This is a genomic window from Hyphomonas sp., from assembly GCF_046313735.1.
Classification (GTDB): domain Bacteria; phylum Pseudomonadota; class Alphaproteobacteria; order Caulobacterales; family Hyphomonadaceae; genus Hyphomonas.
The window spans coordinates 30985-55360 of record NZ_JBKBXW010000018.1 but is presented as its reverse complement, the minus strand read 5'-3'; the positions used below and the strand labels follow the sequence as shown (position 1 = coordinate 55360).

Here is a 24376-nt window from a genome sequence, read left to right as displayed (position 1 = left end):
ATGACCCGCATCGCTTTCATCGGCCTCGGCAATATGGGCGCGGGCATGTGCGCCAATCTCGTCAAGGCAGGCCATGACGTGGCCGCGTTTGATCTGAATGCTGATGCGGTGGCTGCAGCGGTCTCGAAAGGCGCGCGCGCGGCGGGGTCCGTCGAGGCGGCCGTGCGCAATGCCGAGGTGGTCGTCTCGATGCTGCCGGCGGGCAAGCATGTGCTCGGCGTCTATTTCGGGCCGGATGGCGTGTCCGATCATGCGCCCCCCGGCGCGCTGTTCATCGATTGCTCGACGATCGCCGTCACCGATGCGCGCGAGGCTCATGCGAAGGCCGAGGCTTCAGGCTTCCGCATGGTCGATGCGCCCGTCTCCGGCGGCACGGCTGCGGCTGAGGCCGGCACGCTGACCTTCATGGCCGGTGGCACGGCGGAGGCCTATGCGCAGGCCGAGCCGGTCCTGAAAGGCATGGGCAAGAACATCTTCCATGCCGGCGCGGCCGGCAACGGACAGGCCGCCAAGATCGCCAACAACATGCTGCTCGGCATCTCGATGATCGCCACTTCGGAAGCCTTTAACCTGGCTGAAAAGTTGGGGCTGGACGCACAGACCTTCTTCAACATTTCCTCGGTCTCCTCCGGCCAGTGCTGGAGCATGACGAGCTATTGCCCGGCGCCCGGCCCCGTGCCCGCCGCGCCGTCGAACCGGGATTACCGGCCGGGCTTTGCCGTCGCTATGATGCTGAAGGATCTCCACCTTGCCGGCGATGCGGCGCGCGCCGCCGGGGCAGACATCCGCCTCGGCGAGATGGCAGAGGCGATCTACCAGTCACTCTCGGACGCCGGCCATGACGGGCTCGACTTCTCTGGCGTGATGCGCCGCGTGAAGGGCGAGATCTAGAACCTGTCGGGCCGCAGCACTTTCACTTCGGAGACGTTCAGCACGCCGATATGCCGGCCGAGCAGCTGTTCCAGCTGTTCGAGCGCGGCTTCGATGCGTTCCGGCGTGCCGATGGAGATGACGACCAGCATGTTGCCCGCCGCCGAGATGTCGGTGTCCCGGTTCCAGCGGTTGCCGCCGCCAAAGCCTGCGATGGCGGGCAGCACGGTATAGCCCGTCAGCCCGGCGCTTTCGAGGATGGTGCAGGCGCGCCGCAGGGCCATGCGCTCGATAATCAGTTCCAGTCGAAGCCGTGGATGCATGAGCCGTCTCCTCATCCGGCGACCAGCTTGCCGAGCCAGATATAGACCGGCAGGCCGATGATCAGGTTGAAGGGGAATGTAATCCCCAGCGATAGGGTCAGATAGATGGACGGGCGCGCCTTGGGCAGGGCGAGCCGGATGGCGGCTGGCACCGCGATATAGGAGGCAGAGGCCGCAAGGGTGATCAGCAGCGCGGCATCGCCCGCAGACATGCCATTGGCCCAGGCGGCGAGCGCGGCGAGGCCTGCCGAAATGAGCGGCATGTAGAGGCCGAACAGGATCGTGCCGGGTTCCAGCTGGCGCCAGCCATTGCTGAGGCCCCGGCCTGCCGAGAGGCCCATGTCCAGCAGGAACAGGCAAAGCACGCCCTGGAACGGCGTCACGAAGAAGGGCGCGATGCGCTCCATGCCCGCCTCGCCGGTGATCCAGCCGATCAGCAGCGATCCGATGAGCACGACCACGGACGCATTGAGCAGCACTTCGCGCGCCAGTTCTCCGCGCTCGGAGGGGCCACCCGCGCCCGCGCCATTCCCGCCGCGCCCGGCCAGCAGCAGCGCTGTAATGATCGCCGGCACTTCCATCAGCGCCGCGACAGCGACGAGGTGGCCCGAGGCCACAAGGCCGGAGGCGGCCACCGCCTGGCTCGCCGCCACAAAGGTGACGATCGAGATCGAGCCATAATGCGCCGCAGCGGCGGCTGCATCCGTCCGGTCCAGCCGCGTTGTGAAGCGCAGCAGGCTGAAGGCAATCATCGGCAGCAGGAAAGAGAGCGCCACGCCGGAGGCCATCACGAACGCGATGTCCCAGCTGAGCTCGCTTTTCGACATCTCGACCCCGCCCTTGAGGCCAATGGACATCATCAGATAGATCGCGAGGCCTTTGGCGAAGGCCTCAGGTATCGACATCTGGGATTTCAGAAGCGCCGCGCCGAGGCCCAGCACGAAGAACAGGACCATCGGGGAGAGAAGCGTAGAGAGGGCAATGTCCATCACGGACCCTCATGGAAGCGAGGCCGCAAGCCGGGCCCCGGGGGCGGATGCGCCTATCCGGAACCAAGCGCCAGATCAACTTCGCGATGATACTGATAGTTTCAGGCTATGGATTGATTACGGCGACTTGGCGGTGATGGCTGTATGAACGATTTCAGGGATGTATCGTTAAACAGGGAATATGTGGTGGGTTGCCTTCGGGGTTCATTCTGTCTTTTTTCATAGTGTAAAGCTATCAAACTCAGACAATTATTTGATTTGAGCTATTCTAATTTCAGCCCACTTAGCGCGACATCACCCAACAGGAGACTGACCATGACCCGCCCCAACGTGGCCATTGCCGCCCTCTTTGCTGTCGCCTTTGCCGCCGCACCGGCGGCCTGCGCGTCGACCGCCGCGAACACCGCTGCCTCGACCGTTGCCGCCGCTCCGGCTGAAGTGCGCGCCCCGATCACGGAAGCTGATGTGAAGGCTGCCCAGAAAGCCTGGGGCAATGCGCTCGTCAGCATTTCCAGCACCTATAGCGAGCAGGGCATCGAAGCAGCCCGCGCGTTCGCCGGAGACGTGCTGGACGGCGCCTATGGCTACCAGATGGGCCCGGTGCTGTTCAAACCGACGCTGACCCTGGCGCCGCAGACCTTCCGCACCACGCGCGAAGGCGCGCTTGCCTACTTCGTCGGCGGCGACGCGAACTTCCCGAATGACAACGGCTTTGCGCTGATCGGCTGGGAAGCCTTCGAGGTGAAGAACGCCGCGATCTTCATTGACGGCAACACGGCCATGTCCATGGGCAATGTCATGCTGACCAACAAGGATGGCAGCGTCACCACCGTCGACAAGACCTGGGGCTATCTGCGCGACGAGAACGGCACGCTGCGCATCGTCCTGCACCACTCTTCACTGCCTTACACGCAGTAATCGGTCCTCCCCCGCGGCTGGCCGCCGGACGGGTCCGCTCTCAGCGGCCCGCGCCGGCGGCCAGTTTCGTTTTCCGCTGATCCGTATTCATCAGACCTCCTGACTGCCTGAACCATGCACAAACCGGCTATCCTGTTTGCTTCCGCCTGGCTGCTTGCGGGGATTGCTCCCGCCCATGCCGCCGATGAAGGCTTCGAACTCTGGCTTAATCCGTCCGTCAGCCGTGATCTCAACGATCGCACCGGGATCGAGCTTGAAACCGCCCAGCGCCTGCGCAGCGCGGAGGACGGCCGCCCCGATACCTATTTCTATCGCCTCTGGCTGAGCCATGAAGCCGCGCGCTGGCTGACCCTCTCCGGCGCGGTCGAGCGGCGCATCAATGATGGCGGCAGCGATGAAACCCGTTTCATGCAGCAGCTCTCCGCCCGCCATGGCATCTGGCGCGCGCGGCTGCGCCTCGAGCAGCGCAACGTGGACAATGCCGATCAGATGGGCCTACGCCTGCGCCCCCGCGCGGGCATCTCCGTGCCGCTGGACAATGACCGGCGCTGGAGTTTCCGGACCGATGCCGAACTGTTCCTGACGCTGCGCGCCACCAGCCCCACCGGCGATGAAGGCCTCACCGGCCTGCGCACGCAGATCGGCTTCGGCTACCGGGTGAACGAGCGCCTCTCGCTCAGCGCCGGATACCTGCGCCAGCAGGACATGTTCACGAGCCGGCCGGATGTGGTCGGCCACGCGCCGATCATTGCGCTCGATCTCAGCCTTTGAGGTTGCGTTTCAGCTGGCACCGGCGCCAAGCCGGCGGCCTTCCTGCGCCAGGATTCCCGCCGCCGCCTTGGCCAGCGGCTCGGCCAGCGTCTTGAGGCTCGCCGCCAGCGGCGAGGTATCCCGCCAGATCAGCGAGACCAACCTTTGGGCGAGCTCATGCGCGATGGGCCGGGCATAGAGGCTGCGGTCGCGGCGCGCCTCCGACAGCGCATAGAGGCTCGGCAGGATCGCGACGCCGGCGCCCATTTCCGCCATCAGCCGGATCGCGTCGAGCGACGTGCCTTCATACTCCGAGCTGATCTCCGCGCCGGAGGCATCGGCAATCTGCTGGATGATGCTGTTCAGCCTGTGCCCCTGCCCGAGAGTAAGAAGGCTGCGGCCCTTCAGGTCGATCAGGGCAACGGGTCCCTTCTCCTGCGACAGCGGGTCTTCCGGCGCCGCGCAGATATAGAGGCTCTCGGTGAACAGCGGCTGATGGCCGATATTCTGGTGGTCATCGGGCGTCGAGATGATCGTGTCGAAATCGCCGTTCTGCAGATGCTCGTCGAGATCGACGGTGCGTTCCTCGCGCACGCTGAGGCGCAGCGTGGGGAAGCGCGCGTGCAGGTCGCGCACGGCATGGGGCAGGAGGTAAGGGCCCACCGTCGGCAGGATGCCGAGCCGCAGGCGGCCGGTCAGGTCCTGCCGCCCGAACTTGGCGACGGCTTTCAGGTCCTCAACTTCCTTCAGGATGATCCGCGCCCGGCGCACGAATTCCTCGCCCGCCCGCGTCAGCATCGCCCCCTGGCGCGAGCGCTCGATCAGCGTTACGCCGAGGGCCGCTTCCATCTCGGCCACCTGCGCCGACAGGCTCGGCTGGCTGACATTCACCACCTTGGCGGCGTCCCCGAATTTCCCGGTATCCGCGATGGCGACGATGTATTGCATCTGCCGGAGGGTAGGGCGCATTTCATAGCTCCAGACTATTGGTTCGAAAAAATATTTAGATTGGAGCTATCAGGCTTCAAGACCCATTTGCGTGGCAGGCCGGAAAACAGCCTCCGGCAGCAAAAGGAGATCCACCATGAACATCCAGTCTCAGACCCACGAGCTGGCCGGGGTGACGGGATCGGCGATCCCTGCGCTTCCGGCGCCTGCCCGCGCCAGCCTCAGCCGTGAGCAGCGCCGCGCCTGGCGCCGCCGCCGCCTGCTGCGTGCCCTCCGGGCCGCACACATGCTGCGGAGCTGACCCATGCTCTCGCCGGCTGACTTTGACATGCTGTTTGGCGAAGCGCGCGCACGGGAGGGCCGGAAGGCGCCACCCCCGCGCAAGGCAGGACGAGCCACCCCCGTGCTTGTCCCTGTGCCGGTTCGTCCGGCCCGCCCCGTGCGCCGTAAACCCTGACGACGCTTCGCCATCCGACCGCTGGCCGGGACCTCCTCCCCGAACCCCGCCCGGCCAGCGGTCCCTTCCTTCTCTCTCTTTCAGGCGACGGACGCGATGTGGCGCAGCTGCGTGCGAAGAGCCCCTCCGTCACCGCTGACAGCCCCGTCTACCTCATCATGCGTTGCCCGCCAGACGGGAACGGCGGCCTTCAGCACCGCGCGGCCCGCATCCGTCAGGACAAGCCGGCGAGAGCGCCGATCCTCCTTATCCGGAACAATTGACACGAGCCCCATCCGCTCCAGCGGTTTGAGGTTCGCCGTCAGTGTCGTGCGGTCCATGCCGAGGAAATCCGCAGCCTCGCCAAGCCTGGGCGGGTCCGGCCGGTTCAGCGAGATCATCAGCGAATATTGCCCGTGGCTGATCCCGAATGGGGCGAGGGCGGCATCAAACCGGCGGGCAAGGGCGCGCGCCGCACGGTGCGCCGCAAAGCAGAGGCAGCGGTTATAGACTTCCAGCGTGGTCGAAAGCGGCAAATCAGAATCCATGACAAAGATATATGTTGACATCAACGTATATGTCAAGGAGAAGGGCGGGAAAGAGGCACCCAGGAAGGGGCCACCGGCAGCGCCGCGATGATGCTGCCAAGTACCGGGCAGGTGATGACCAGATGAGAGAAGTGACCGCCTATAACTGGGTGCCTGATTTTGCGCAGGGCTTCGTCAAGGATCTGCGTGTGCGCTGGGCGCTGGAAGAGGCCGGGCTTTCCTACACGCAGCGCCTTATCGATCACGAACAGAAGGTGCAGGCCGGGCATCTTTCCCGTCAGCCTTTCGCCCAGGTCCCGGTCTATCGGGACGATACGGCTGACCTTTTCGAATCCGGCGCGATTGTGCTGCGCATTGCGTCGGGTTCTTTGGCCCTGATGCCCGAGGGTGCAGCCGCGCAGGCGCGCGTGTCGAGCTGGATCTTCGCGGCGCTGAACTCGGTAGAGCCTTATGTCGCCAATGTTCAGACCACAGAGCTGTTTGACAGCGAAGCGGACTGGGCGCCGGGCTTTCTGGAGATTGCGCGCCAGCGCCTGTCGCAACGCATGACGCGCTTGTCGGACTGGCTGGAGGCGCGCGAGTATCTGGAAGCAGGCCGGTTCACGGCCGGCGACCTGATGATGGCGACCGTGCTGCGCGACCTGGAGCGCGGCGAGATGCTGGCCCGGTTCCCGGTGATCGACGCCTATCTGGCGCGCTGCCTTTCGCGGCCCGCCTTTCGGCGGGCGCATGAGGCCCAGCTTGCCGCATTTTCCGGGCAGATGCCCGGCTGATCACACCACGGAGGATTGCAATGGCCACCCTTGAAAAGAAAGTCCGGACCTGTTTCTGGTTCCAGAGCGGCGGCCTCAGGGCAGCGGAGTATTATGTCAGCCTGCTGCCGGACAGCCGCATCGACGGCGTCATGGAGCATGGCAATGCCGCTGACCCGATGGTGGTGGAGTTCACCCTCGCCGGCGCGCCCATGATGATCCTGACCGCCGGACTGCACTACAAGCTGACGCCGGCTGCTTCGATCTCTGTGCTGACGAAAGACCAGGAAGAGACGGACCGGCTCTGGGCCGCGCTGCTCGATGCCGGCGGGCAGGAAAGCATGTGCGGCTGGCTGGAGGATCGCTACGGCCTTTCCTGGCAGATCGTGCCGGAGGCGCTGCCGAGGCTCATGAATTCGGGCGATGGACCGGCGGCCATGCGCGTGCGCGACGCGATGATGCAGATGCGCAAGATCGACATTGCGGCCATCGAGGCGGCGTACCGCGGAGAAACCGTGTCATGACAATATCCACCCGCAAGCCTGTGGCCGAGATTGCTGCCGAGATGGGCGTCGGCCTCGTCACGCCGCACCTGACCTGCGATGGCGCCGCCGACGCGATCGAGTTCTACAAGCAGGCCTTCGGCGCCGAGGAGATGATGCGGCTGCCCGGCCCGGACGGGCGCCTGCTGCACGCAGCGGTTCGCATCTCCGGCGCCATGGTCTTCCTCGTCGACACTTTCCCGGCAAACGAGATGCATGAGGCGGCCCGCTCACCGAAGGATTTCGGCGGCACGCCGGTGACGATCCACCTGATGGTCGATGATGTCGATGCCGTCGCCGCACGGGCCGTGAATGCCGGGGCGAGCATCATCATGCCGGTGGCCGACCAGTTCTGGGGCGACCGGTACGGGATCCTCGAAGATCCGTTCGGGCACAGATGGTCGATTGCAACGCCGGTCTGGCCACCGCGCACGCCGGAAGAAATGTCGGCGGCGATGTCCGCCTGATTTCAAACACCCAGGAGAATGCTCTGATGACCTATATCGACGGCTTCCTGCTCGCTGCGCCCAGCGCCAACCGGGAGGCTTATCGCAGACATGCTGAAGAAGCATGGCCGATGTTCCGCGGTCGCGGTGCTCTCACGATGGTCGAGGGCTGGGGCGATGATGTGCCCGATGGCAAGGTCAATTCCATCAACTCCGCCGTGATGCGCAAGGCGGATGAAACGGCGCTGTTCTCCTGGGTCACCTGGCCGGACAAGGCGACACGCATGGCCGGCTGGCAGACGATGATGGAGGCCGGCCCGCCCGAAGGCGCAATGAGCGAGATGCCGTTTGATGGATCACGGATGATCTATGGCGGCTTCGAGACGCTGCTGGGTGACCCCGGCGTGAAGGCCGGCTATTTCGACGGCACGGTGATGCCGGTGCCGGCGGGCAAGCGCGCGGCCTTTACCGAAGCGTCGAAAAGGATGGCCGAACTCTTCATTGAGCATGGCGCGCTGACGGTGGTGGATGCCTGGGGCGATGATGTGCCGGAGGGCAAGATCAATGATTTCCACGGCGCGGTGCTCCGCAAGCCCGACGAAGCCATCGTGCTCTCATGGATCGGCTGGAAGGACAAAGCCGCGCGCGATGCGGCCTGGGAAAAACTGATGCGCGATCCCCGCATGGATCAGCACAGCCTGAAATCGGTGGGCGCAGATATGGGCCGCATGATCTTCGGCGGCTTCATCCCGATTGTGGATGTCAGGTAAACAGCGCCGCGCTGGCTCAGGCGAGGCGGCGGGCGATGACTTCCGCGCGCTCGGCGCCGAAATCCGGCACGAGCATACCCAGCAGGCGCAGCGCCTCGCTGGCATCGTGCCGGCTTGCCGCATCAAGCATCTGGTGCAGCAACTTGCGGAACAGTTCGCCCTGGTATGGCCCGGGAACGACCTGCAATACGCCCTCGACCGATGTGGTCTCGATCGCCTCATGCTGATAGGTCAGGCATTCGTGCAGCTTCTCGCCGGCACGCAGCCCGGTGGTGACGATGCTGATGTCACGGCCGGGAACCTTGCCTTTCAGGCGGATCATCGTCTCGGCGAGCTGTCCGATGGCGATGGGCACGCCCATGTCGAGCACATAGAGGCCCGCCGTGCCAGCTTGCGTCTGCAGCGCGGCCGCCTGCAGCACGAGCGCCGAGGCCTCCTCGATCGTCATGAAATAGCGGGTCGCCTCGGGGTCGGTGATTGTCACCGGGCCGCCCTGCGCGATCTGCTTCTCGAACAGGGGCACGACGGATCCTGATGAGCCCAGCACATTGCCGAACCGGACCATGGCGCCGGTCATTCCGGATTCCTGCACGATCTGCATCAGCGTCAGTTCGGCCAGCCGCTTCGAGGCGCCCATCACATTGTCAGGGTCCACTGCCTTGTCGGTCGAAATGAAGACGAACAGCTCCGTGCCGCTCTCTGCGGCTGCGCGGGCGACAATCTTCGCGCCGCCGACATTGGTCAGCAGCGCCTCGCAGCTGTGGCGCTCCATCAGGGGCACATGTTTCAGGGCGGCGGCATGGATCACGATGTCCGGGCGCACCGCCTTGAAGATCGACTGGACCCGCGCTGCATCACGGATGTCGCCCAGATGGAACGACATGTTCAGCTCCGGATAGCGCCCGGTCAGCTCCATCTCGATCTGGTAGAGATTGTATTCGGAGAAATCGATGATCGCGAGTTCAGCCGGGTTCTCCGCCGCCACCTGGCGGGCAAGCTCTGAACCGACCGAGCCGCCGCCGCCGGTCACCACGACCCGCTTGCCGGTCAGGAGCCGCGTCACCGGCGTCTTGTCCAGCTTGCGTTCCGGGCGGGCGAGCAGGTCTGCCGGCCGTACTGGCTCCAGCGTCTGCGCGGTCTCGTCATGGCCAAGCGCCATGATCTCGGCCTTCCGGCTGGAGGTTACTTCCAGCACTTGCAGCATGATGGGCGGGGTGCGCGCCGGGCCGGTCAGCGCCACCCAGGGTGTCTCGCCATAGCGCACGGTCAGAACATCGATCACATCGCCCAGCTCGCGCAGGCTGCCCATGATCGGCACGCCGCGCACAGCGCGCCCTGGCTCCTGCGCCGTCAACTCGATCAGCCCCAGCACGCGCACGGCCCGGCCGGATTTCTGGGTCTCAAGGCGGCGCAGCACGTCGATCCAGCTGTCGGGGTCGCCCAGCAGCAGGATCGGCTGGCTCTGCTTCGGCAGGCGCTGGAAGATCTGCATGGGCCGCTGGGTCGACCGCCAGCGCGCGATCATCCGCCCGCCGAACAGGGCTGCGGTCCAGAAGCCTGCCGCCATCAGCAGGGATGGCACCGGTGCGACCAGCAAGCCGTTCAGCGCAACCATTACGGGCAGGTAGAACAGCACGGCCAGGCCAATGACCTGAACCAGCCGCCACGCATCCGGTGCGCCCATATGACGCCAGACCTGCCTGTGGATTCCGCCGAGGAACAGGGCGGCGGCAGCGGCCATCATGAACGCCGCCGTCGCCGCGAGCCAGGCGATCACCGGGAAAGTGCCGGTCACGGCGCCGGTCAGGTAGGTGTCCAGATGGGCCGCCGTCATGGCGAGGCCCGCCATGGCGATGTCGAACGTGAGTGTGAGGGCCATGGCACGCCGGGCGGCGTCTCTGGGTGTCACGTTCTGCACTCCTCAACCGTTGCCGTTAAACCCCCGGGCGGCAGCCCCTGTAGTGCCACCACCGGCTTCAAATGCAAAGCGTTTAAGATCGCCTGAAGCGGGAATTTTTTGTAAACATGGTGGGCCCGGCAGGACTTGAACCTGCGACCAGACCGTTATGAGCGGTCCGCTCTAACCAACTGAGCTACAGGCCCTCTGGCCTGTCGTTTAAGCGCCGCGCTGCTGCCATGCAACGGCCTTGTTCCGGTTTGAAGACAGGCCTACCGTCGTTTCACCTGTTTGAGGACCTGCCCATGAAACATGCAACTTTGTCTGCAATTGCGCTTGTTCTGGCCATGGCGCCTGTCGCCTGCGCGCAGGGCGCTTCCGCCTTCACGCCCCAGGCCGCGCCTGTTGCCGGCCATCCGAACTCCATCCAGCCGGAAACCACGATCCAGCTTTCAGCCGAATCGCGTGTGAACCGGGCGCCGGACATCGCGTTCATCACCGCCGGCGTTACACAGGAGCGGGCGACGGCCGGCGAGGCGATGGCGGCCCAGTCTGCGGCCATGAACGGCGTGTTCGAGGCCCTGCGCGCCAGCGGTGTTGCAGACCGGGACATGCAGACCTCCGGCCTCAGCCTGTCGCCGCGCTATGATTATATCGAGACGCCGGGTCGCGATGGCCGCATCCGGGGAGAGCAGCGCCTCGCTGGCTATGTCGCCTCCAATCAGGTCACTGTCCGCGTGCGCGATCTCGCCAATCTGGGCGAGACGCTCGACCGGATGGTGGCCTCCGGCGGCAACACGATTTCCGGCATTTCCTTCGCCATTGATGACGACAAACCGCTGCGCAACGAAGCCCGCGCGAACGCCATGAAGGAGGCGATCGCCAAGGCAGAGCTTTATGCCTCGGCAGCCGGCCTGCGTGTCGGCCGGATCGTGACGATCCGTGAAGGCTATGAGGCCAGCCCCCAGCCGATGCCGATGGCCCGCATGGCAATGGCCGAGGCGATGGACATGTCCACCCCGGTTGCCGGCGGCGAAGTTGGCATCACGGCGAATGTCAGCGTGCTGTTCGAGCTCGTCCGCTGAGGCCAGCTCAGACATAACCTTCTGCGAGCAGGTCCTTCATGTCGATGAGGCCGATCGGGCGGCCGGTCTCATCGACGACGAAGGCGTTCGAGATCCGGTGCTCGCTCAGGCGCTTGATAACCGTCTGCATCCGCTCGGCCGGGTCGATGGTGCGCGGGCCAGCCGTCATCACTTCAGCCGCCGGCGCGTTTGTTTTGCCCGCCAGCATGGCACGGCGCAGGTCGCCATCGGTCACCATGCCGACCAGCTCCCCGTCCGCGCCGGTCACTCCGGCGCAGCCCTTGCGCCCCTCGGACACGGCCAGCACCACAGCTTCAAACCCGGCGTGCGCAGCAACCAGCGGCAGCGGATCACGCCGGTCGTGCACATAATCCCCGGCGGTCTGCAGCGACCGGCCGAGCTTGCCGCCGGGATGGCGGAAGCCGAAATCCTCGCGCGAAAACCCCCGGCGCGCCATCAGCACGATGGTCAGCGCATCGCCCAGCGCCAGCGCCATGGTCGTGGAAGATGTCGGCGCCAGTCCGTTCGGGCACGCTTCCTCCACGGCGGGCAGCTCCAGCACCACATCGCTGAAACGCCCGAGCGTTGAGTCCTTCGCCCGGGTCATGCCGATCACCCGGATGTCGCTCGCCTTGCAATAGCGGAGCAGGTCGATCAACTCGCGGCTTTCCCCGGAATAGGAAATCGCGATGACGACGGATCCGGGCATGATCATGCCAAGGTCGCCATGGCTGGCCTCGGTCGGATGCAGGAAGAAGGATGGTGTGCCGGTCGAGGCAAAGCTCGCGGCGATCTTATGGCCGATATGGCCGGATTTGCCGACGCCGGCGACGATCACATGCCGGTCGGTCGACAGGATCAGGTTGACCGCTTCGACGAAGGCAGGCGTCAGCGAGGCTTCGAGCTTCTCCAGCGCGGCGCGCTCGATCCGGATCACCTCCCGCGCGCGGGCGAGATCAGATTGGGTGGACACAGGCAAAGCCTCCGCTGAGACGGCACAATGGGCCTGCCTTGTGCAGAATGCGGCGGTTCGCTTCAAGTCCCCCGGCGCGGTTGGCGCTGCGCCTCAGCGGCGCCGGGTCTGGCGGCGGGTGTAGTCAGCCACCCGCGCCCCGGCCGTGGCGCGGGCAATCTGGGCGGCATTGTAGTCTGCCACTGCGGAGCCATCAAACAGGAAACCGGAGGGTTCCGGCGCCTCTGGCTGGGCCGCGACAGGGGCTGCAATATAATCTGATGGCGCGGCCAGGAACTCGCTCGCCACATCATAATCGACGGGGCCAAAGGCGGCGATCTCTGTCGGGGCGGCCTGATCTGTCCCGTCCCCTTCCATGTATTCGGGCATATATTCAGGCAATTCGCGCGCAAATTCCGGTCCAGCTTCGGCGGCGGCCTTGGCGGTCTGCTCGGCAAGGATATCGCTCAGGCGCCGCCCGTTCAGCATCGGCTCAGCCGCGCCGTTCGGGTTGGACGGCGTGCGCACTGCTGCAAACACCACAGGCCGGTTGCCGGGGTCGATCGTGCCGGGCGTCTGGCCGAGCGCGAGGAATGCGGTCTCGACCAGTTCGGTCACATGGGTGTTGCGCGAGCGGGCTGTTGCCCCGCCCAGCATGATCGCGATCACCCGGCGGTCGTCGCGCACAGCCGAAGTCATCAGGTTGAAGCCGGACGCGCGGGTATAGCCGGTCTTGATACCGTCCACGCCGTCCACGGTGCGGATCAACTCATTGTGATTGCGATAGGTTGTGCCGCCCCAGCTGAACTGCTGGTTCTGGAAATAATGATAGTAGTGGGGGAAGTGGTTCATCACCGCATCGGCGAGCATCGCCAGGTCGCGCGCGGTGGAAACCTGCGCAGCATCCGGCAGGCCCGAGGCGTTGCGGAAGGTCGTGCTCTCAAGGCCAAGCTCGCGGGCCCGCGCGGTCATGCGCTCGGCAAACGCGCGTTCCGAACCGGCGAGGTATTCCGCCACCACGACCGCCACATCATTCGCGGACTTGGTGACCAGTGCATAGATCGCGTCCTCGACCCGCATCCGGTCGCCCGCGCGCAGGCGCAGGTTCGAAGGCGGTTGGCTGGCTGCAGCGCGCGATACCGTCATCCGGTCGGTCAGGGTCACTTCGCCCGAATCGATGGCCTCGAACAGCAGGTAGAGGGTCATGACCTTGGTCAGCGAGGCAGGGTATCGCGGATCGTCTTCATTCCGGGCGTGGAGGACCTCGCCGGTCGCGGCGTCGACCACGATGGCGGCATATTTCTCGGCATGGGCCGCCGGAGCGATGGCCAGGGCGGAGACCGCGACGGTCGCCGCCAGGGCAGACCGGTACAATCCTCCAGACCAGAATTCTGCTGCCATGGGCGATATCCTCCAATGCCGATTTCGTCGCCACCCCAGGACCCGTCGGTGAACCTAGATTCGGCCATCATTCTTGACCACAGATTAACGCAGCCTGAGCGCACGATCTTTTCGTCAGCGAGGTACTCATGCAACGATCATGCAAATTGATTAATGTTGCGCCGCACAATTTTTATTGCATTCGCGAAGGCCTTGTGGTAGGTTCCCGTAGCGTAAACTGCTGGCAGAAGTCTGCCCCAGACAAGTTTCCCCCGAGATTTGCGTAGAAGGATCCCGACCATGGCCAAGACCGCAACCAAGACCGCCCCGCGCGCCAAAGCTGAAGCCCACACCCCGGAAGCTGCCACGAAGCAGATCGAAGCCGGCATGGACCAGCTCGCTGGCTTCGCCACGAAATTCTCCGGCTTCGCGGAAGACAGCGTGAAGGCCATGAAGGACAGCGCCGTCACCTCGACCGAAGTTATGCGCGAAATCGGCACCCGCAACATGAACTTCATGACCCAGGCCATGGAACAGGGCGTTGAGCTGACCCAGGCGCTCGCTTCCGCCCGCGACCCGCGCGAAATCCTCGAGATCCAGTCCGGCTTCGCCAAGTCGATGTTCTCGGCCTACACCGCTGAAATGACCGCGCAGACCGAGCTGTGCCTCGGCGCCTGGCGCGAAGCGGTGAAGCCGTTCGGCGCCCACCTGATGATGAAGTGATCTTTCCGGTTCGGCGACGCTGCGGCGGGGCCGGGCGTAGAGTGACCTTGATGTAGAGTATGAAGGCCGGGCCGTTTGGTCCGGCCTTTTTCATACGCTTTCGCATTCGGGCCGTCCCCTTCCCCTGCGCGAGGGGGCAGGTGCCCTTCGCCTTCGCCGCGAACCGGATTATCCTCCCTGTCATCGGACAAGATTCAGGGGCCAGATACAGGGGCCAGTTCCGGGGAGAGACATGATCCGCGACAGTCAGGGCAATCCGTTACCCGGCGCCAGCGCCGCCGCCGCCGAGCTGTTCGACCTGTCCTGCCGGCGGTTTGCACGCTTCTGCGGTGATCCGGTGGCTCCGCTTGATGAAGCGATTGCCGACTCGCCGGGCTTCGCCATGGCCCACATCGCCAAGGCCTGGCTCTATGTGATGTCGACCGAGCCCGGCGCCACCGCCGGGGGACGGCGCATCCTGCGCGATCTCGACAAGGCAGGCCCCGCCGCCCATCCGCGCGAGGCGGCCCACCGCAAGGCCCTCGCCGAAGCCGCGACCGGCAACTGGACCGAGGCGGCCCGAACGCTGGACCTGTGGTCGGCGGCCCATCCGCTGGACTATCTTGCCCTGCTCGCCGGCCATCAGGTGGATTTCCTCACCGCCAATGCCCGCAACCTGCGCGACCGCATCGCCCGCGCGCTGCCCGCCTGGGAAGAGGTGCCGGGCCGGTCCTTCCTGCTCGGTATGCTCGCCTTTGGCCTCGAGGAATCCGGGGACTATGCCCGCGCCGAGGCAGCGGGCCGGGAAGCCATCGCCGAAGATCCCGAGGATTGCTGGGCGCACCATGCCGTCGTGCATGTGATGGAGATGCAGGGCCGCGCCGCCGAGGGCCGTGATTTCATCCGCCGCCGCCGCGAATTCTGGGCGCAGGAGGAGAATTTCCTGAAAGTGCACAATTGGTGGCACCTGGCGCTCTGCCATCTCGAACTCGGCGAACTCGGCGCCGCGCTGCAGCTTTATGATGATGAGGTGCGCGCCGAGGAGAGCGGCGTCGCGGTAAACCTGGCCGATGCCTCGGCGCTGCTGTGGCGGCTGCATGTGCTGGGCGAGGATGTCGGCGAGCGCTGGGACGAACTGGCTGAGGCCTGGACCCAGCATGCCGACGGGCGCTGCTATCCCTTCAACGACATGCACGCTGCCATGGCCTTCATCGGGGCGGGCCGGCGCAATGATGCGCTCGACCTGCTCGACGCTGCCGAAGGCGCCGCCCCCGGAGAGATGCGCGACTGGATGGAGGCCACCGGCCGCCCGATCATCGAAGGCCTCGTCGCCTTCGACCGGGGCCAATACAGCGAGGCGGTTGAACGCCTGTTCCCGGCACGCCAGATTTACGGCCGGTTCGGAGGCAGCCATGCCCAGCGCGATGTCATAGACTGGACCCTCACCGAGGCGGCCATTCGCGGACGTATCGACGGCGTGGCCACCGCGCTGGCGGCAGAGCGCCTCGCGCTGCGCCCGGCCAGCCGCATCAACCGGGCCTTCGCCGAACGGGCCGCACAGGAGACCTGACCCATGGCCGGATTTCTCGAATTCGGGGCGATCGCCCGCCCTGCCTCGCCCAACACCGCGCTCGTCGCCCCGCCCGGCTATCCCACCAGCGCAGAGGTCGACGCCGCCGCACCGGTTTTCCCCCGTCCGCCGGAAGAGACCTTCAAACGCCTGCTCGCCATGATCGACGCGCGCAGGGACTGGAAGCTCGCTGCTTCGGACCCTGCTGCGCTGAAGGCGCGCTTTGTTGCGGTCACGCCGCTGATGCGCTTCAAGGATGATGTCGATTTGCAGGTCCTGCCAGCCGATGGCCAGCCGGGCCAGTCAACCCTTGTCGCCTATTCCCGCTCCCGGGTCGGCTATTCTGATCTGGGCACCAATCTCAAACGGCTGAAAGCGCTTTGTGAGGCGCTCTCAGTGCCATGAATCCGGGCAAGTCTGGAATTGGACAGCAATTGCACCTTCAATCTCGGTCAGGAACGTATATCTTCATGGGCATGAGCACAGTTACCGATCCTGCCAGGATGAGCGGAACGCCGGGTGCCGGCGATCCCGGGGGCGGCATGACCGGCGGCGATGACGGCACGGGTTTCGATCTCGCCACGCAAACGCGGGTCAAGACCAAGAAACCGTCGCTCTACCGCGTCCTGCTGCTGAACGATGATTACACGCCGATGGAATTCGTCGTGTATATCCTTGAGCGGTTCTTCAACCGCTCTCGGGAGCAGGCGACCCGCATCATGCTTCACGTCCACCAGAAGGGCGTCGGGCTATGCGGGGTCTACACCTACGAAGTGGCCGAAACGAAGGTCGCCCAGGTGCTGGACCTTGCACGCCGCCACGAACACCCGCTCCAGTGTGTCATGGAGAAAGATGACTAGCCGCAACCTCAACACCTGCCCCCTGTAACACCTGAACCCGGAAGGCTCTTCCTTTGCCCCGTCTCTCTCACTCCCTCGAAACCGCTCTGGAGAAGGCGCTGACCCTCGCCTCCGACCGGGATCATGAATACGCAACGCTCGAGCATCTCCTGCTCGCCCTCACCGAGGATGAGCATGCGCGTGAGGTCATGGGAGCCTGCAAGGTCAATATCGACGCCCTGCGCGGCGACCTGACCCGATATATCGACGAGGAACTCTCCAGCCTGATTGTGGACGACAGCGAAGGCCGGGTGCAGCCGACCGCTGCCTTCCAGCGGGTCGTGCAGCGCGCCATCCTGCATGTCGAAAGCTCCGGCCGCGAGGAAGTCACCGGCGCGAACGTGCTCGTCTCGATCTTCTCCGAGCGCGAGAGCCACGCTGCCTACTTCCTGCAGGAGCAGGACATGACCCGCTATGACGCGGTCAATTACATCTCGCACGGCGTCGCCAAGCAGCCCGGCATGTCGCGTCCCACCACCCCCCGCGGCGCCGAATCCTCTGAGGAAGAACCCGTGAAACAGGGCCATGAAGCGCTCGATACCTATTGCGTGAACCTCAATGCCAAGGCCCGGGCCGGCAAGATCGACCCGCTGATCGGGCGCGATGCGGAGGTCAACCGCTGCATCGAGGTGCTCTGCCGCCGCAACAAGAACAATCCGATCCTCGTCGGCGACCCCGGCGTCGGCAAGACCGCCATCGCCGAAGGCCTCGCCAAGAAGATCGTTGACGGGGAAGCGCCCGAAATCCTCGACGAAGCCATCATCTGGTCGCTCGACATGGGCGCGCTCTTGGCTGGCACGCGCTATCGCGGCGATTTCGAGGAACGTCTCAAATCCGTGATGAAGGAGCTCGAACAGCAGGAGAAAGCGATCCTGTTCATCGACGAGATCCACACGATCATCGGCGCCGGCGCGACCAGCGGCGGAGCCATGGATGCCTCCAACCTGCTGAAGCCCGCACTCCAGTCCGGCGGCCTGCGCTGCATGGGCTCGACCACCTTCAAGGAATACAAGCAGCATTTCGAGAAGGACCGCGCCCTCTCCCGCCGCTTCCGCAAGATCGACGTGGTCGAGCCGACCGTGCCGGACACAATCAAGATCCTGACCGGCCTCAAATCGAAGTTCGAGGAATTCCACGGCCTCAAATACACCAACGAGGCCATCAAGGGCGCCGTCGAGCTTTCGGACCGCTACATCACCGACCGCAAGCTGCCGGACAAGGCCATCGACGTGATCGACGAGGCCGGCGCCGCGCAATGGCTGCTGCCCGCTTCCAAGCGGAAGAAAACCGTCGGTGTACGGGATATCGAAGCCGTGGTCGCCAAGATCGCACGCATTCCGCCCAAACAGGTCACCTCCGATGACGCCGCCGCGCTGAAATCGCTCGACAGCGACCTGAAGCGCGTCGTCTTCGGCCAGGACGAGGCCATCGAAGCGCTCGCCGCCTCGATCAAGCTCGCCCGCGCGGGCCTGCGTGAGCCCAACAAGCCCATCGGATCCTATCTCTTCACCGGCCCCACCGGCGTCGGCAAGACCGAAGTCGCCAAGCAGCTTGCCTCCATCATGGGCGTCGAGATGCTGCGCTTCGACATGTCGGAATATATGGAGCGCCATACCGTCAGCCGTCTGATCGGCGCGCCTCCGGGCTATGTCGGCTATGATGAAGGCGGTCTGCTCACGGACGGTGTGGACCAGCATCCGCACTGCGTGCTCCTGCTCGACGAGATCGAGAAGGCCCACCCCGACCTCTACAACATCCTCCTGCAGGTGATGGACAATGGCGCGCTGACCGACGCCAATGGCCGCAAGGTCGATTTCCGCAATGTCGTCCTCATCATGACGACGAATGCGGGCGCGTCTGACGCGGCGAAGAACTCCATCGGCTTTGGCCGCGGCAAGAAGGATGAGGAGCAGGAAGAAGCGCTGAAGCGCATGTTCACGCCTGAATTCCGCAACCGCCTCGATGCGATCATCACCTTCGGCGGCCTGACGCCGGAGATCATCGACCGCGTCGTCGAGAAGTTCATCCTGCAGCTGGAAGTGCAGCTGGAAGACCGCAACGTCACGATCGAAGTGTCGAAAACGGCGCGCGAATGGCTGGCGAAGCGCGGCTTCGATCCCGAGATGGGCGCCCGCCCGCTCGCCCGCACGATCCAGGAATTCGTCAAGAAGCCGATGGCCGAGGAACTCCTCTTCGGCAAGCTGCAGAAGGGCGGCCTCGTCAAGATCGACCTCGACAAGAAGACCGAGGAGCTGACCTTCAAATACGTCGCCGAAGCGCCGAAGAAGAAAAAGCCGGCTCCGGACGAAGCCGAAGGCGCGGCGAACTGAGGCGCTGCACCGCTGACAACAAAGGCCGGCCTCCGTTGGGGCCGGCCTTTTTCATTTAATCCAGAAGCTCCGCCCCCGGACCGATCAGCGCTGCGAGACGCGCGCGCACGTCCGGCGCCAGCCCCGCCCATTCCGCCTTCAGCGTCTCAAGGCATTTCGCCTGATAGCGGAACACGCCTTGTGAATACTGCCCGCCTTCCAGCACCAGAGAGAAAGTCTCTTCGCCCGCCGCAATCGCGGCTGCATTCGCCGTCAGGAATGGCAGGTAAGTGTCGCCCGCCTGCGCCAGCAGCGCCGTCACCGCCGGGCTGCCAAGCGCTTCCTCCGTACCCAGCCAATCGCCCTCAATGCCGCCGGCATCATCGGCATGGTCCAGCCAGCGATAGAGGTAAGGCGTCTCGCCCCGCATCCAGGCCATCGGCGTCGGATCATAGCTCATCACCTTGAGCTGGCCATAGAAGGCGAGATCGGCAAGCGATATCCGCCCGCCAAACAGGAAGCGCGAGGGCCCGAGCGCCAGACCCTCCAGCGCGCGGCAGCTGCGCTGCCAGCTTGCCTCGATCACGGGCGCGGTCTCTGGCGTGCAGCCGACCAGCGGCATCCGCGAAATCTGCCGGGCACGGATCGTTGCGGCAGCAGCCTCGACAGTCTCTTGCCCTGCATCCGGCATGGAATCAAACATCAGCCAGTTCGCGCACCATTCCTGGTCTTCCGCATAGGTCCAGCGATAGTGGAACATCGCCTTCATGAACCATTCGTCGGCCATGTCCTCCAGCAGCAGGCAGGCAAAGCGCAGCGCCGGATCCGCCGGCACCAGCGCGCGGCCCTCCCCTTCAAGGGAGAGGAGGAAAGGTGTGGAATCATTCGTCCACGTCCCATCTGGCCGCCGGATCACAGGAATGACCGGCGCTTTCACATTTGGCATGACCCGCCCGCGCTCCTCGCCCGTCATGCCTGTCCATGTATGGGCAAGGCGTTTGGCGCGCATCGCCGCGCGCACTTTGAGCGAATAGGGCGAACCCAATGCTCCGTAGACCTCATAAGGGTTCACAGCTTCCTCCCTTCCAGCCAGTCCGGCCGCGTCACGATCAGGTCCTGGCAGAGCAGCCCGGCCTCCCGGTGACGCGACATCGACGCATAGTCCTTGTGATTGAGTGTCGCGATGAACGCGTGCCGGTCTGGAAACTGATTGATCAGAACTCCGTCCCAGTCGCCGCCGCCAATGAAATAGCGCTCCGTCGCCCCCAGCAGCAGCGTCACGCCGCCCACCTCCTGCATCGCCGCCGTGAAGGCTTCCGAATAGCGCGCATAGGCCTCCCGCCCGCTGATCTCCTCTCCGAATTCCAGGTCTTCCGGGCGATAGGCGGCTTTCGGGCGGAATTTGAGCAGGTTTACCTGAACCACCGGCCCGTCATGGGGATCATCGCGGAAGGCACGGAACTGGTCAGCCGTCGGCTGAAAGGCGGGCATGGCTCACTCCTTGGGGCGAAGATGCGGATGTTTCAGGAAATGTCGCTCTGCATAGAACAAGGCGGCGGCGTGCAACGCGTGCTGCACTTCGTGCGCCCCATAATCCAGGAATTCCGTATACGGCATTTCGAAAAGCTCGATATCTTCATTGGCGTCGAAATCCTGCGCCACCTGCGGCGTGCAGCCGAGCGCGAGATAATAATGGATGCGGTTCGTCTGCGTCGCGGCATTGGGGTGGCAGGTGCCAATCCAGTGCATTTCGCGCGGCACATGGCCGGTCTCCTCCGCCAGCTCCCGCGCGGCGGCTGCCGCCCAGTCCGTCTCTCCGGGGTCGGCATACCCGCCGGGCAGCCCGTTCAGCATGACCTGCGCGGCATGGCGATACTCGCGCACCAGCAGCACATTGCCCGCATCCGTCAGGGGCACCAGCGTCACCCAGTCACGCACCTCGATGACGTGATACGTCTCGATGATATGCCCGTCCGCCCGTTCGCACCGGTCGGTCCTGAGGCCCAGATACTGGTCCTGCATCACCTGCCTCGATGACAGGATTTTCCACGGCTTCATGGCGCCGTGCCTTTCAGGTGCCGGTCAAGGAACGCCATCCGTGTACGCATCAGGTGCAGCTGCAGCGCCTCGCCCTGTATGCCGTGGCGCTGGCCGGGATAGGTCATCAGCTCGAAAGGCTGGCTGCGTGCCTGCAAGGCCGCCATAAGGCGGGTCGTGTTGTCGAAGGTCACATTGTCGTCCGCCATCCCATGGATCAGCAGAAGCGGCCCGGTCAGCCCGTCCAGATGCGCAAACACGCTGGAGAGGTGATAGCCTTCCGCATTGTCCTGCGGCGTGCCCATGTAACGCTCCGTATAGAACGTATCATAGAGCGCCCAGTCGGTCACCGGCGCGCCGGACACGGCCGCGGCAAACGTGCCCGCCGGCGCCTGCGCATAGACCATCAGCGCCATGTATCCGCCATAGCTCCAACCCTGTATCGCGATCCGGTCCGGATCAACAAAGGGCTGCGATTTCAGCCATTCCACGCCCTTGAGCTGGTCGGCAACTTCCGGCCCGCCCGTGCGCCGGTGGATCACGTCTTCAAATCGCTTGCCCCGGTTCCAGGTGCCGCGATTGTCGAGCCGGAACACGATATAGCCCTGATGGGTGTAGAACTGGTCGCCCAGCGGCCTCCAGTCCCGGCTCACTCGCTGAACATGCGGCCCGCCATAGACCTCCACGATAACAGGATAGCGCTTCGCCGGGTCAAAATCCGGCGGCAGTTGGATGGAATAGTGCAGCATCTGCCCATCCTCCGCCCTCAACGTGCCGAACTCGGGCACCGTATGCGACGCCAGATAAGGTGCATACGGATGGCTATCGTCCAGCGCATTTTCCGAAATCCAGGCGATCCGTGTGCCATCAATCCGGTAAAGCGCCGTCTGTGGCGGCTGGGTGGGCGAGGAAAAGGTTCCCACATAACTCTGCGCCCCCGGCCCCAGAGCGACTGACCAGCTGCCCCCCTCCGGGGTGATCCGGCGCACTTCGGGGCATTCCTTCGTCAAAAGGTTGGAGCCCGGATTGAGGTCGATACACGCCGAATTGGGCAGGCGCGCCGCCCTACGCGCAGCCACCTGCGCATCGCTCCAGCCCACGGGAACCGCATAGAGGTGCCGCTCCAGCGGGCTGTCCATGAAGCCGGTGAAATAGATCATCCCGCTCGCCGCATCAAAGCCGAGCAGCTCGCTGACCACCCAGTCGCCGAAGGTGATCTGCTGCAAATCCGAAGTCGCGGGATTGCGCCGGTAGATGTGCCGGTAGCCGGTCGTCTCGTGCGTCGTCAGCAGGCTGCCATCGGGCAGGGCCAGGAAATCATTCGTCAGGTTCACCCAGCGCGATTGCTCCTCCCTGAAGGGAGACCAGATGCGCCAGGGAAGCCCGTCCGTCCGGTTGAAGCGGATTTCCGTCTGTGCACGGTTCACCGTCTGGATCCACAGGCTTTCCCGCGTCCAGTTCACGCGGGCAAGGTAATCATCCGGGCCGACGGAGAAGATCCGGTCTGTCCGTCCGGTCTCGAAATCCTTCACATGCAGGGCCACCTTCGCATTCGGCTGCCCTGCGCGCGGATAGCGCTGCTCGATCACGGTCACGGCATCGGCGGCAATATCAAAGCGCGGGATGATATCTACCCCGCTCTCATCAACCTCCGTATACGCAATATACCGCTCGTCCGGGCTCCACCAGTAACCAGTGTACCGGTCCATCTCCTCCTGCGCGACGAATTCGGCCAGGCCATAGCGCACCGCCGCTTCGGGGCGCGCATCCGGCGACACCTGCGTTTCCTCCCCGCTCGCAAGGTCGATCACGAACAGCGCCTCATTCCGGATGAAGCTCACATAGCGCCCGCGCGGGGAAACCTTCGCGTCATATTCGAAACTGTCGGTCTCGGTCAGGCGGCGCACGTCCGGGCCAGCATCCTTCAGGGTAATGAGGAACAGGTCGCCCCCTGCCGGCACGAGGATCTTGTCCGCCGTGCCCCAGCTATAGTCGGCAATGCCGCGCACGCCCGCAATGCGCCGGCGCTCGCGCAGCGCTTTTTCTTCCTCTGAAAGTTCGGCATCGGCGGGGTCGAGCAGGGCGGAATCGGCCAGCATCGTCTCCGCGCCAGTCGCCACATCGAACTGCCACAGGTCAAAGCGCGAGAGGTCATCGGCCCGCGGCTTCAGGAAGGTCACGCGCCGCCCGTCCGGCGAGAATTTCACCGCGCGCTGGGCAGGGCCGGACAGGGCAGGTGAGGCATAAAGGCGTTCCGGCGTCAGCCGGAGAGGTTCGGTCATGGCAGCGGTCTCGGAAGGTTGGGGCCGGGGCTCGGCCGCCTGCGAGGCGCAGGCAAAAAGGGCGAAGGCCGCGGCCAGCGCGGCGGGGAAAATCCGGTGTCTCATCGCCCGCACACTAGCGGCAAATTCGGCCCTGTCATCCGATGGATGGGGTGCCGAGCACGTAGATGCAGGCGGCCAGCAGCGCGATGAATTCGGCGATCCCGGACAGGATCACCATCACAAGCGTCATCAGCCCCGCCCGCCACAGCCGCCCCCCCGCCGGCATTGCCGGAGCAAGCCCCCGGAAAATCGTGACGGAGTAGGCAAGGATCAGGATTGCCAGCGCCGCGATGGACGAAGCCTGCGAAGGCTCCGGCTCGAGCGCATGCTGCACGATCACGACAGCGAGGCTGACCAGCCCCGCCGGCACGATGGTGGAGAAATAGAGCCGGCTGCGCACCGGCAGGGTTACGCCCTTGCCCCAGAACCCGATCAGCAGGCTGGCCGGGATATGCAGCGTGAAATAGGCCACTGGATAGAGCACCGCGAACGCCAGGATGATTTCACGGGTCACTGAACCTGGATCCCGCCCGTCCAGTTCCGCCTCGAAGCTCGCAATCGCCTCCTGCACACTGTTCCAAAGGGATGACCCTTCATAGGCCCACAGGAATTGCAGCGTCATGGTCAGCGCCATGATGACGAACACCAGTCGTATCGCCGGTGTATACCGCCCCAGCCAGTCGGGATCGCGCGCCGCCTCGAACACCCGCGCCGGATTGAACACCGCCGCCCACATCGTGCGGAAGCCGCGCACATTCAGCCCGAATACATCATCGGCCAGCGCATCCCAGCCGGCAAAGCGCGACATGTCGTCTTCGCCATAGCCCGCTTTTTTCCTGTCCTGCGCCATGTTTGTCCCCACGCGGAAATCGCCAGCATAGATTTTTCTTCCATTCCGGGCCAGCGCCATGCTTTGCTGGGGGCAGAGA

At 64.7% G+C, this 24376-nt stretch carries 26 protein-coding genes and 1 tRNA gene; 14 read left to right on the top strand and 13 right to left on the bottom strand.

Annotated features, from left to right (window positions below):
• A complete protein-coding gene (gene mmsB / locus ACK4SV_RS10295; protein ID WP_409917739.1) occupies positions 1–891 on the top strand; it encodes a 3-hydroxyisobutyrate dehydrogenase in 891 nt (296 codons plus the stop codon).
• On the opposite strand, the gene ACK4SV_RS10290 is transcribed toward mmsB, so the two are convergent.
• Together ACK4SV_RS10290 and ACK4SV_RS10285 are read right to left on the bottom strand one after the other, a co-directional pair.
• Entirely contained in the window at positions 888–1193 is a 306-nt protein-coding gene (locus ACK4SV_RS10290) for a DUF190 domain-containing protein (RefSeq protein WP_409917738.1), read from the bottom strand. The genes mmsB and ACK4SV_RS10290 overlap by 4 nt on opposite strands.
• Before the next feature lie 11 nt (positions 1194–1204).
• Positions 1205–2182, bottom strand: coding sequence for a sodium-dependent bicarbonate transport family permease (locus ACK4SV_RS10285; protein ID WP_409917737.1), 978 nt, complete (start codon positions 2180–2182; stop codon positions 1205–1207).
• 315 nt (positions 2183–2497) lie between these two features.
• On the opposite strand from ACK4SV_RS10285, the gene ACK4SV_RS10280 reads away from it, so the two are divergent.
• Together ACK4SV_RS10280 and ACK4SV_RS10275 are read left to right on the top strand one after the other, a co-directional pair.
• Positions 2498–3100: a phosphoribosyl-AMP cyclohydrolase gene (locus tag ACK4SV_RS10280; RefSeq protein WP_409917736.1), complete on the top strand. Its 603-nt coding sequence runs from the start codon at positions 2498–2500 to the stop codon at positions 3098–3100.
• A 114-nt stretch (positions 3101–3214) separates the two neighbouring features.
• Positions 3215–3871, top strand: a complete 657-nt coding sequence (locus ACK4SV_RS10275) for a DUF2490 domain-containing protein (RefSeq protein WP_409917735.1) — start codon at positions 3215–3217, stop codon at positions 3869–3871.
• A gap of 9 nt (positions 3872–3880) precedes the next feature.
• Here the strand turns inward: ACK4SV_RS10275 and ACK4SV_RS10270 are convergent, their stop codons facing one another.
• The gene (locus ACK4SV_RS10270) at positions 3881–4819 is read right to left on the bottom strand and encodes a hydrogen peroxide-inducible genes activator (protein WP_409917734.1); all 939 of its coding nucleotides are present in this window, start codon (positions 4817–4819) and stop codon (positions 3881–3883) included.
• A gap of 115 nt (positions 4820–4934) precedes the next feature.
• On the opposite strand from ACK4SV_RS10270, the gene ACK4SV_RS10265 reads away from it, so the two are divergent.
• On the top strand, positions 4935–5099 hold the full coding sequence (locus ACK4SV_RS10265; protein ID WP_409917733.1) for a hypothetical protein: 165 nt from the start codon (positions 4935–4937) through the stop codon (positions 5097–5099).
• 236 nt (positions 5100–5335) lie between these two features.
• On the opposite strand, the gene ACK4SV_RS10260 is transcribed toward ACK4SV_RS10265, so the two are convergent.
• Positions 5336–5782, bottom strand: coding sequence for a MarR family winged helix-turn-helix transcriptional regulator (locus tag ACK4SV_RS10260; protein ID WP_409917732.1), 447 nt, complete (start codon positions 5780–5782; stop codon positions 5336–5338).
• 122 nt (positions 5783–5904) lie between these two features.
• Here ACK4SV_RS10260 and ACK4SV_RS10255 point away from each other — a divergent pair, with 122 nt between their 5' ends.
• The 4 genes from ACK4SV_RS10255 to ACK4SV_RS10240 are packed head-to-tail and all read left to right on the top strand — an operon-like array spanning position 5905 to position 8292.
• Positions 5905–6555: a glutathione S-transferase family protein gene (locus ACK4SV_RS10255; protein WP_409917731.1), complete on the top strand. Its 651-nt coding sequence runs from the start codon at positions 5905–5907 to the stop codon at positions 6553–6555.
• Positions 6556–6575: 20 nt separating this feature from the next.
• Entirely contained in the window at positions 6576–7058 is a 483-nt protein-coding gene (locus tag ACK4SV_RS10250) for a VOC family protein (protein ID WP_409917730.1), read from the top strand.
• Positions 7055–7543 (top strand): VOC family protein, encoded by a 489-nt coding sequence (locus ACK4SV_RS10245; RefSeq protein WP_409917729.1) that lies wholly within the window; start codon positions 7055–7057, stop codon positions 7541–7543. The genes ACK4SV_RS10250 and ACK4SV_RS10245 overlap by 4 nt, the downstream gene beginning before the upstream one ends.
• Before the next feature lie 26 nt (positions 7544–7569).
• Entirely contained in the window at positions 7570–8292 is a 723-nt protein-coding gene (locus tag ACK4SV_RS10240; RefSeq protein ID WP_409917728.1) for a DUF1428 domain-containing protein, read from the top strand.
• 16 nt (positions 8293–8308) lie between these two features.
• Here ACK4SV_RS10240 and ACK4SV_RS10235 read toward each other — a convergent pair whose 3' ends face one another.
• Positions 8309–10201, bottom strand: a complete 1893-nt coding sequence (locus tag ACK4SV_RS10235; protein ID WP_409917727.1) for a polysaccharide biosynthesis protein — start codon at positions 10199–10201, stop codon at positions 8309–8311.
• Between the two features lie 117 nt (positions 10202–10318).
• A tRNA-Ile gene (locus tag ACK4SV_RS10230) sits at positions 10319–10395 on the bottom strand.
• A 99-nt stretch (positions 10396–10494) separates the two neighbouring features.
• Here ACK4SV_RS10230 and ACK4SV_RS10225 point away from each other — a divergent pair.
• Positions 10495–11274, top strand: a complete 780-nt coding sequence (locus ACK4SV_RS10225) for an SIMPL domain-containing protein (protein ID WP_409917726.1) — start codon at positions 10495–10497, stop codon at positions 11272–11274.
• 7 nt (positions 11275–11281) lie between these two features.
• Here the strand turns inward: ACK4SV_RS10225 and ACK4SV_RS10220 are convergent, their stop codons facing one another.
• Complete coding sequence (locus tag ACK4SV_RS10220) at positions 11282–12247, bottom strand: SIS domain-containing protein (RefSeq protein ID WP_409917725.1); 966 nt, start codon at positions 12245–12247, stop codon at positions 11282–11284.
• Between the two features lie 93 nt (positions 12248–12340).
• On the bottom strand, positions 12341–13627 hold the full coding sequence (locus ACK4SV_RS10215; protein ID WP_409917724.1) for a D-alanyl-D-alanine carboxypeptidase family protein: 1287 nt from the start codon (positions 13625–13627) through the stop codon (positions 12341–12343).
• Positions 13628–13906: 279 nt separating this feature from the next.
• Here ACK4SV_RS10215 and ACK4SV_RS10210 point away from each other — a divergent pair, with 279 nt between their 5' ends.
• The 5 genes from ACK4SV_RS10210 (at position 13907) to clpA (ending at position 19107) form a co-directional block, all read left to right on the top strand.
• Positions 13907–14329, top strand: coding sequence for a phasin (locus tag ACK4SV_RS10210; protein WP_409917723.1), 423 nt, complete (start codon positions 13907–13909; stop codon positions 14327–14329).
• A gap of 232 nt (positions 14330–14561) precedes the next feature.
• A complete protein-coding gene (locus ACK4SV_RS10205) occupies positions 14562–15878 on the top strand; it encodes a tetratricopeptide repeat protein (protein WP_409917722.1) in 1317 nt (438 codons plus the stop codon).
• A gap of 3 nt (positions 15879–15881) precedes the next feature.
• Positions 15882–16283 (top strand): DUF1499 domain-containing protein, encoded by a 402-nt coding sequence (locus ACK4SV_RS10200; RefSeq protein ID WP_409917721.1) that lies wholly within the window; start codon positions 15882–15884, stop codon positions 16281–16283.
• 137 nt (positions 16284–16420) lie between these two features.
• Positions 16421–16738, top strand: a complete 318-nt coding sequence (gene clpS, locus ACK4SV_RS10195; protein WP_409917761.1) for an ATP-dependent Clp protease adapter ClpS — start codon at positions 16421–16423, stop codon at positions 16736–16738.
• Between the two features lie 53 nt (positions 16739–16791).
• Positions 16792–19107 carry an ATP-dependent Clp protease ATP-binding subunit ClpA gene (gene clpA / locus ACK4SV_RS10190; protein WP_409917720.1) on the top strand — a complete coding sequence of 772 codons (2316 nt, stop codon included), beginning with the start codon at positions 16792–16794 and terminating at the stop codon, positions 19105–19107.
• Between the two features lie 55 nt (positions 19108–19162).
• On the opposite strand, the gene ACK4SV_RS10185 is transcribed toward clpA, so the two are convergent.
• The 5 genes from ACK4SV_RS10185 to ACK4SV_RS10165 all read right to left on the bottom strand — a co-directional run bounded on the left by ACK4SV_RS10185 (position 19163) and on the right by ACK4SV_RS10165 (position 24297).
• Entirely contained in the window at positions 19163–20158 is a 996-nt protein-coding gene (locus ACK4SV_RS10185) for a glutathione S-transferase family protein (RefSeq protein ID WP_409917719.1), read from the bottom strand.
• Positions 20155–20577 (bottom strand): DUF1330 domain-containing protein, encoded by a 423-nt coding sequence (locus ACK4SV_RS10180; protein WP_409917718.1) that lies wholly within the window; start codon positions 20575–20577, stop codon positions 20155–20157. Before ACK4SV_RS10180 ends, ACK4SV_RS10185 begins: the two co-directional genes overlap by 4 nt.
• A 3-nt stretch (positions 20578–20580) precedes the next feature.
• A complete protein-coding gene (locus ACK4SV_RS10175; protein WP_409917717.1) occupies positions 20581–21144 on the bottom strand; it encodes an NUDIX hydrolase in 564 nt (187 codons plus the stop codon).
• Positions 21141–23405, bottom strand: coding sequence for a DPP IV N-terminal domain-containing protein (locus tag ACK4SV_RS10170; RefSeq protein ID WP_409917716.1), 2265 nt, complete (start codon positions 23403–23405; stop codon positions 21141–21143). Before ACK4SV_RS10170 ends, ACK4SV_RS10175 begins: the two co-directional genes overlap by 4 nt.
• Before the next feature lie 136 nt (positions 23406–23541).
• Positions 23542–24297, bottom strand: a complete 756-nt coding sequence (locus tag ACK4SV_RS10165; protein WP_409917715.1) for a hypothetical protein — start codon at positions 24295–24297, stop codon at positions 23542–23544.
• Positions 24298–24376 lie beyond the last annotated feature (79 nt).

Bases quoted from the DNA above. Each gene is read 5' to 3' on its own strand.
- ACK4SV_RS10215 (WP_409917724.1), bottom strand. From the start codon at position 13,627: ATGGCAGCAGAATTCTGGTCTGGAGGATTGTACCGGTCTGCCCTGGCG.
- ACK4SV_RS10285 (WP_409917737.1), bottom strand. From the start codon at position 2,182: ATGGACATTGCCCTCTCTACGCTTCTCTCCCCGATGGTCCTGTTCTTC.
- ACK4SV_RS10200 (WP_409917721.1), top strand. From the start codon at position 15,882: ATGGCCGGATTTCTCGAATTCGGGGCGATCGCCCGCCCTGCCTCGCCC.
- ACK4SV_RS10250 (WP_409917730.1), top strand. From the start codon at position 6,576: ATGGCCACCCTTGAAAAGAAAGTCCGGACCTGTTTCTGGTTCCAGAGC.
- ACK4SV_RS10275 (WP_409917735.1), top strand. From the start codon at position 3,215: ATGCACAAACCGGCTATCCTGTTTGCTTCCGCCTGGCTGCTTGCGGGG.
- ACK4SV_RS10225 (WP_409917726.1), top strand. From the start codon at position 10,495: ATGAAACATGCAACTTTGTCTGCAATTGCGCTTGTTCTGGCCATGGCG.
- clpS (WP_409917761.1), top strand. From the start codon at position 16,421: ATGACCGGCGGCGATGACGGCACGGGTTTCGATCTCGCCACGCAAACG.
- ACK4SV_RS10165 (WP_409917715.1), bottom strand. From the start codon at position 24,297: ATGGCGCAGGACAGGAAAAAAGCGGGCTATGGCGAAGACGACATGTCG.
- ACK4SV_RS10280 (WP_409917736.1), top strand. From the start codon at position 2,498: ATGACCCGCCCCAACGTGGCCATTGCCGCCCTCTTTGCTGTCGCCTTT.
- ACK4SV_RS10270 (WP_409917734.1), bottom strand. From the start codon at position 4,819: ATGCGCCCTACCCTCCGGCAGATGCAATACATCGTCGCCATCGCGGAT.
- ACK4SV_RS10240 (WP_409917728.1), top strand. From the start codon at position 7,570: ATGACCTATATCGACGGCTTCCTGCTCGCTGCGCCCAGCGCCAACCGG.
- ACK4SV_RS10245 (WP_409917729.1), top strand. From the start codon at position 7,055: ATGACAATATCCACCCGCAAGCCTGTGGCCGAGATTGCTGCCGAGATG.
- ACK4SV_RS10265 (WP_409917733.1), top strand. From the start codon at position 4,935: ATGAACATCCAGTCTCAGACCCACGAGCTGGCCGGGGTGACGGGATCG.
- mmsB (WP_409917739.1), top strand. From the start codon at position 1: ATGACCCGCATCGCTTTCATCGGCCTCGGCAATATGGGCGCGGGCATG.
- ACK4SV_RS10210 (WP_409917723.1), top strand. From the start codon at position 13,907: ATGGCCAAGACCGCAACCAAGACCGCCCCGCGCGCCAAAGCTGAAGCC.
- ACK4SV_RS10170 (WP_409917716.1), bottom strand. From the start codon at position 23,405: ATGACCGAACCTCTCCGGCTGACGCCGGAACGCCTTTATGCCTCACCT.
- ACK4SV_RS10205 (WP_409917722.1), top strand. From the start codon at position 14,562: ATGATCCGCGACAGTCAGGGCAATCCGTTACCCGGCGCCAGCGCCGCC.
- ACK4SV_RS10290 (WP_409917738.1), bottom strand. From the start codon at position 1,193: ATGCATCCACGGCTTCGACTGGAACTGATTATCGAGCGCATGGCCCTG.
- ACK4SV_RS10260 (WP_409917732.1), bottom strand. From the start codon at position 5,782: ATGGATTCTGATTTGCCGCTTTCGACCACGCTGGAAGTCTATAACCGC.
- ACK4SV_RS10180 (WP_409917718.1), bottom strand. From the start codon at position 20,577: ATGCCCGCCTTTCAGCCGACGGCTGACCAGTTCCGTGCCTTCCGCGAT.
- ACK4SV_RS10255 (WP_409917731.1), top strand. From the start codon at position 5,905: ATGAGAGAAGTGACCGCCTATAACTGGGTGCCTGATTTTGCGCAGGGC.
- ACK4SV_RS10175 (WP_409917717.1), bottom strand. From the start codon at position 21,144: ATGAAGCCGTGGAAAATCCTGTCATCGAGGCAGGTGATGCAGGACCAG.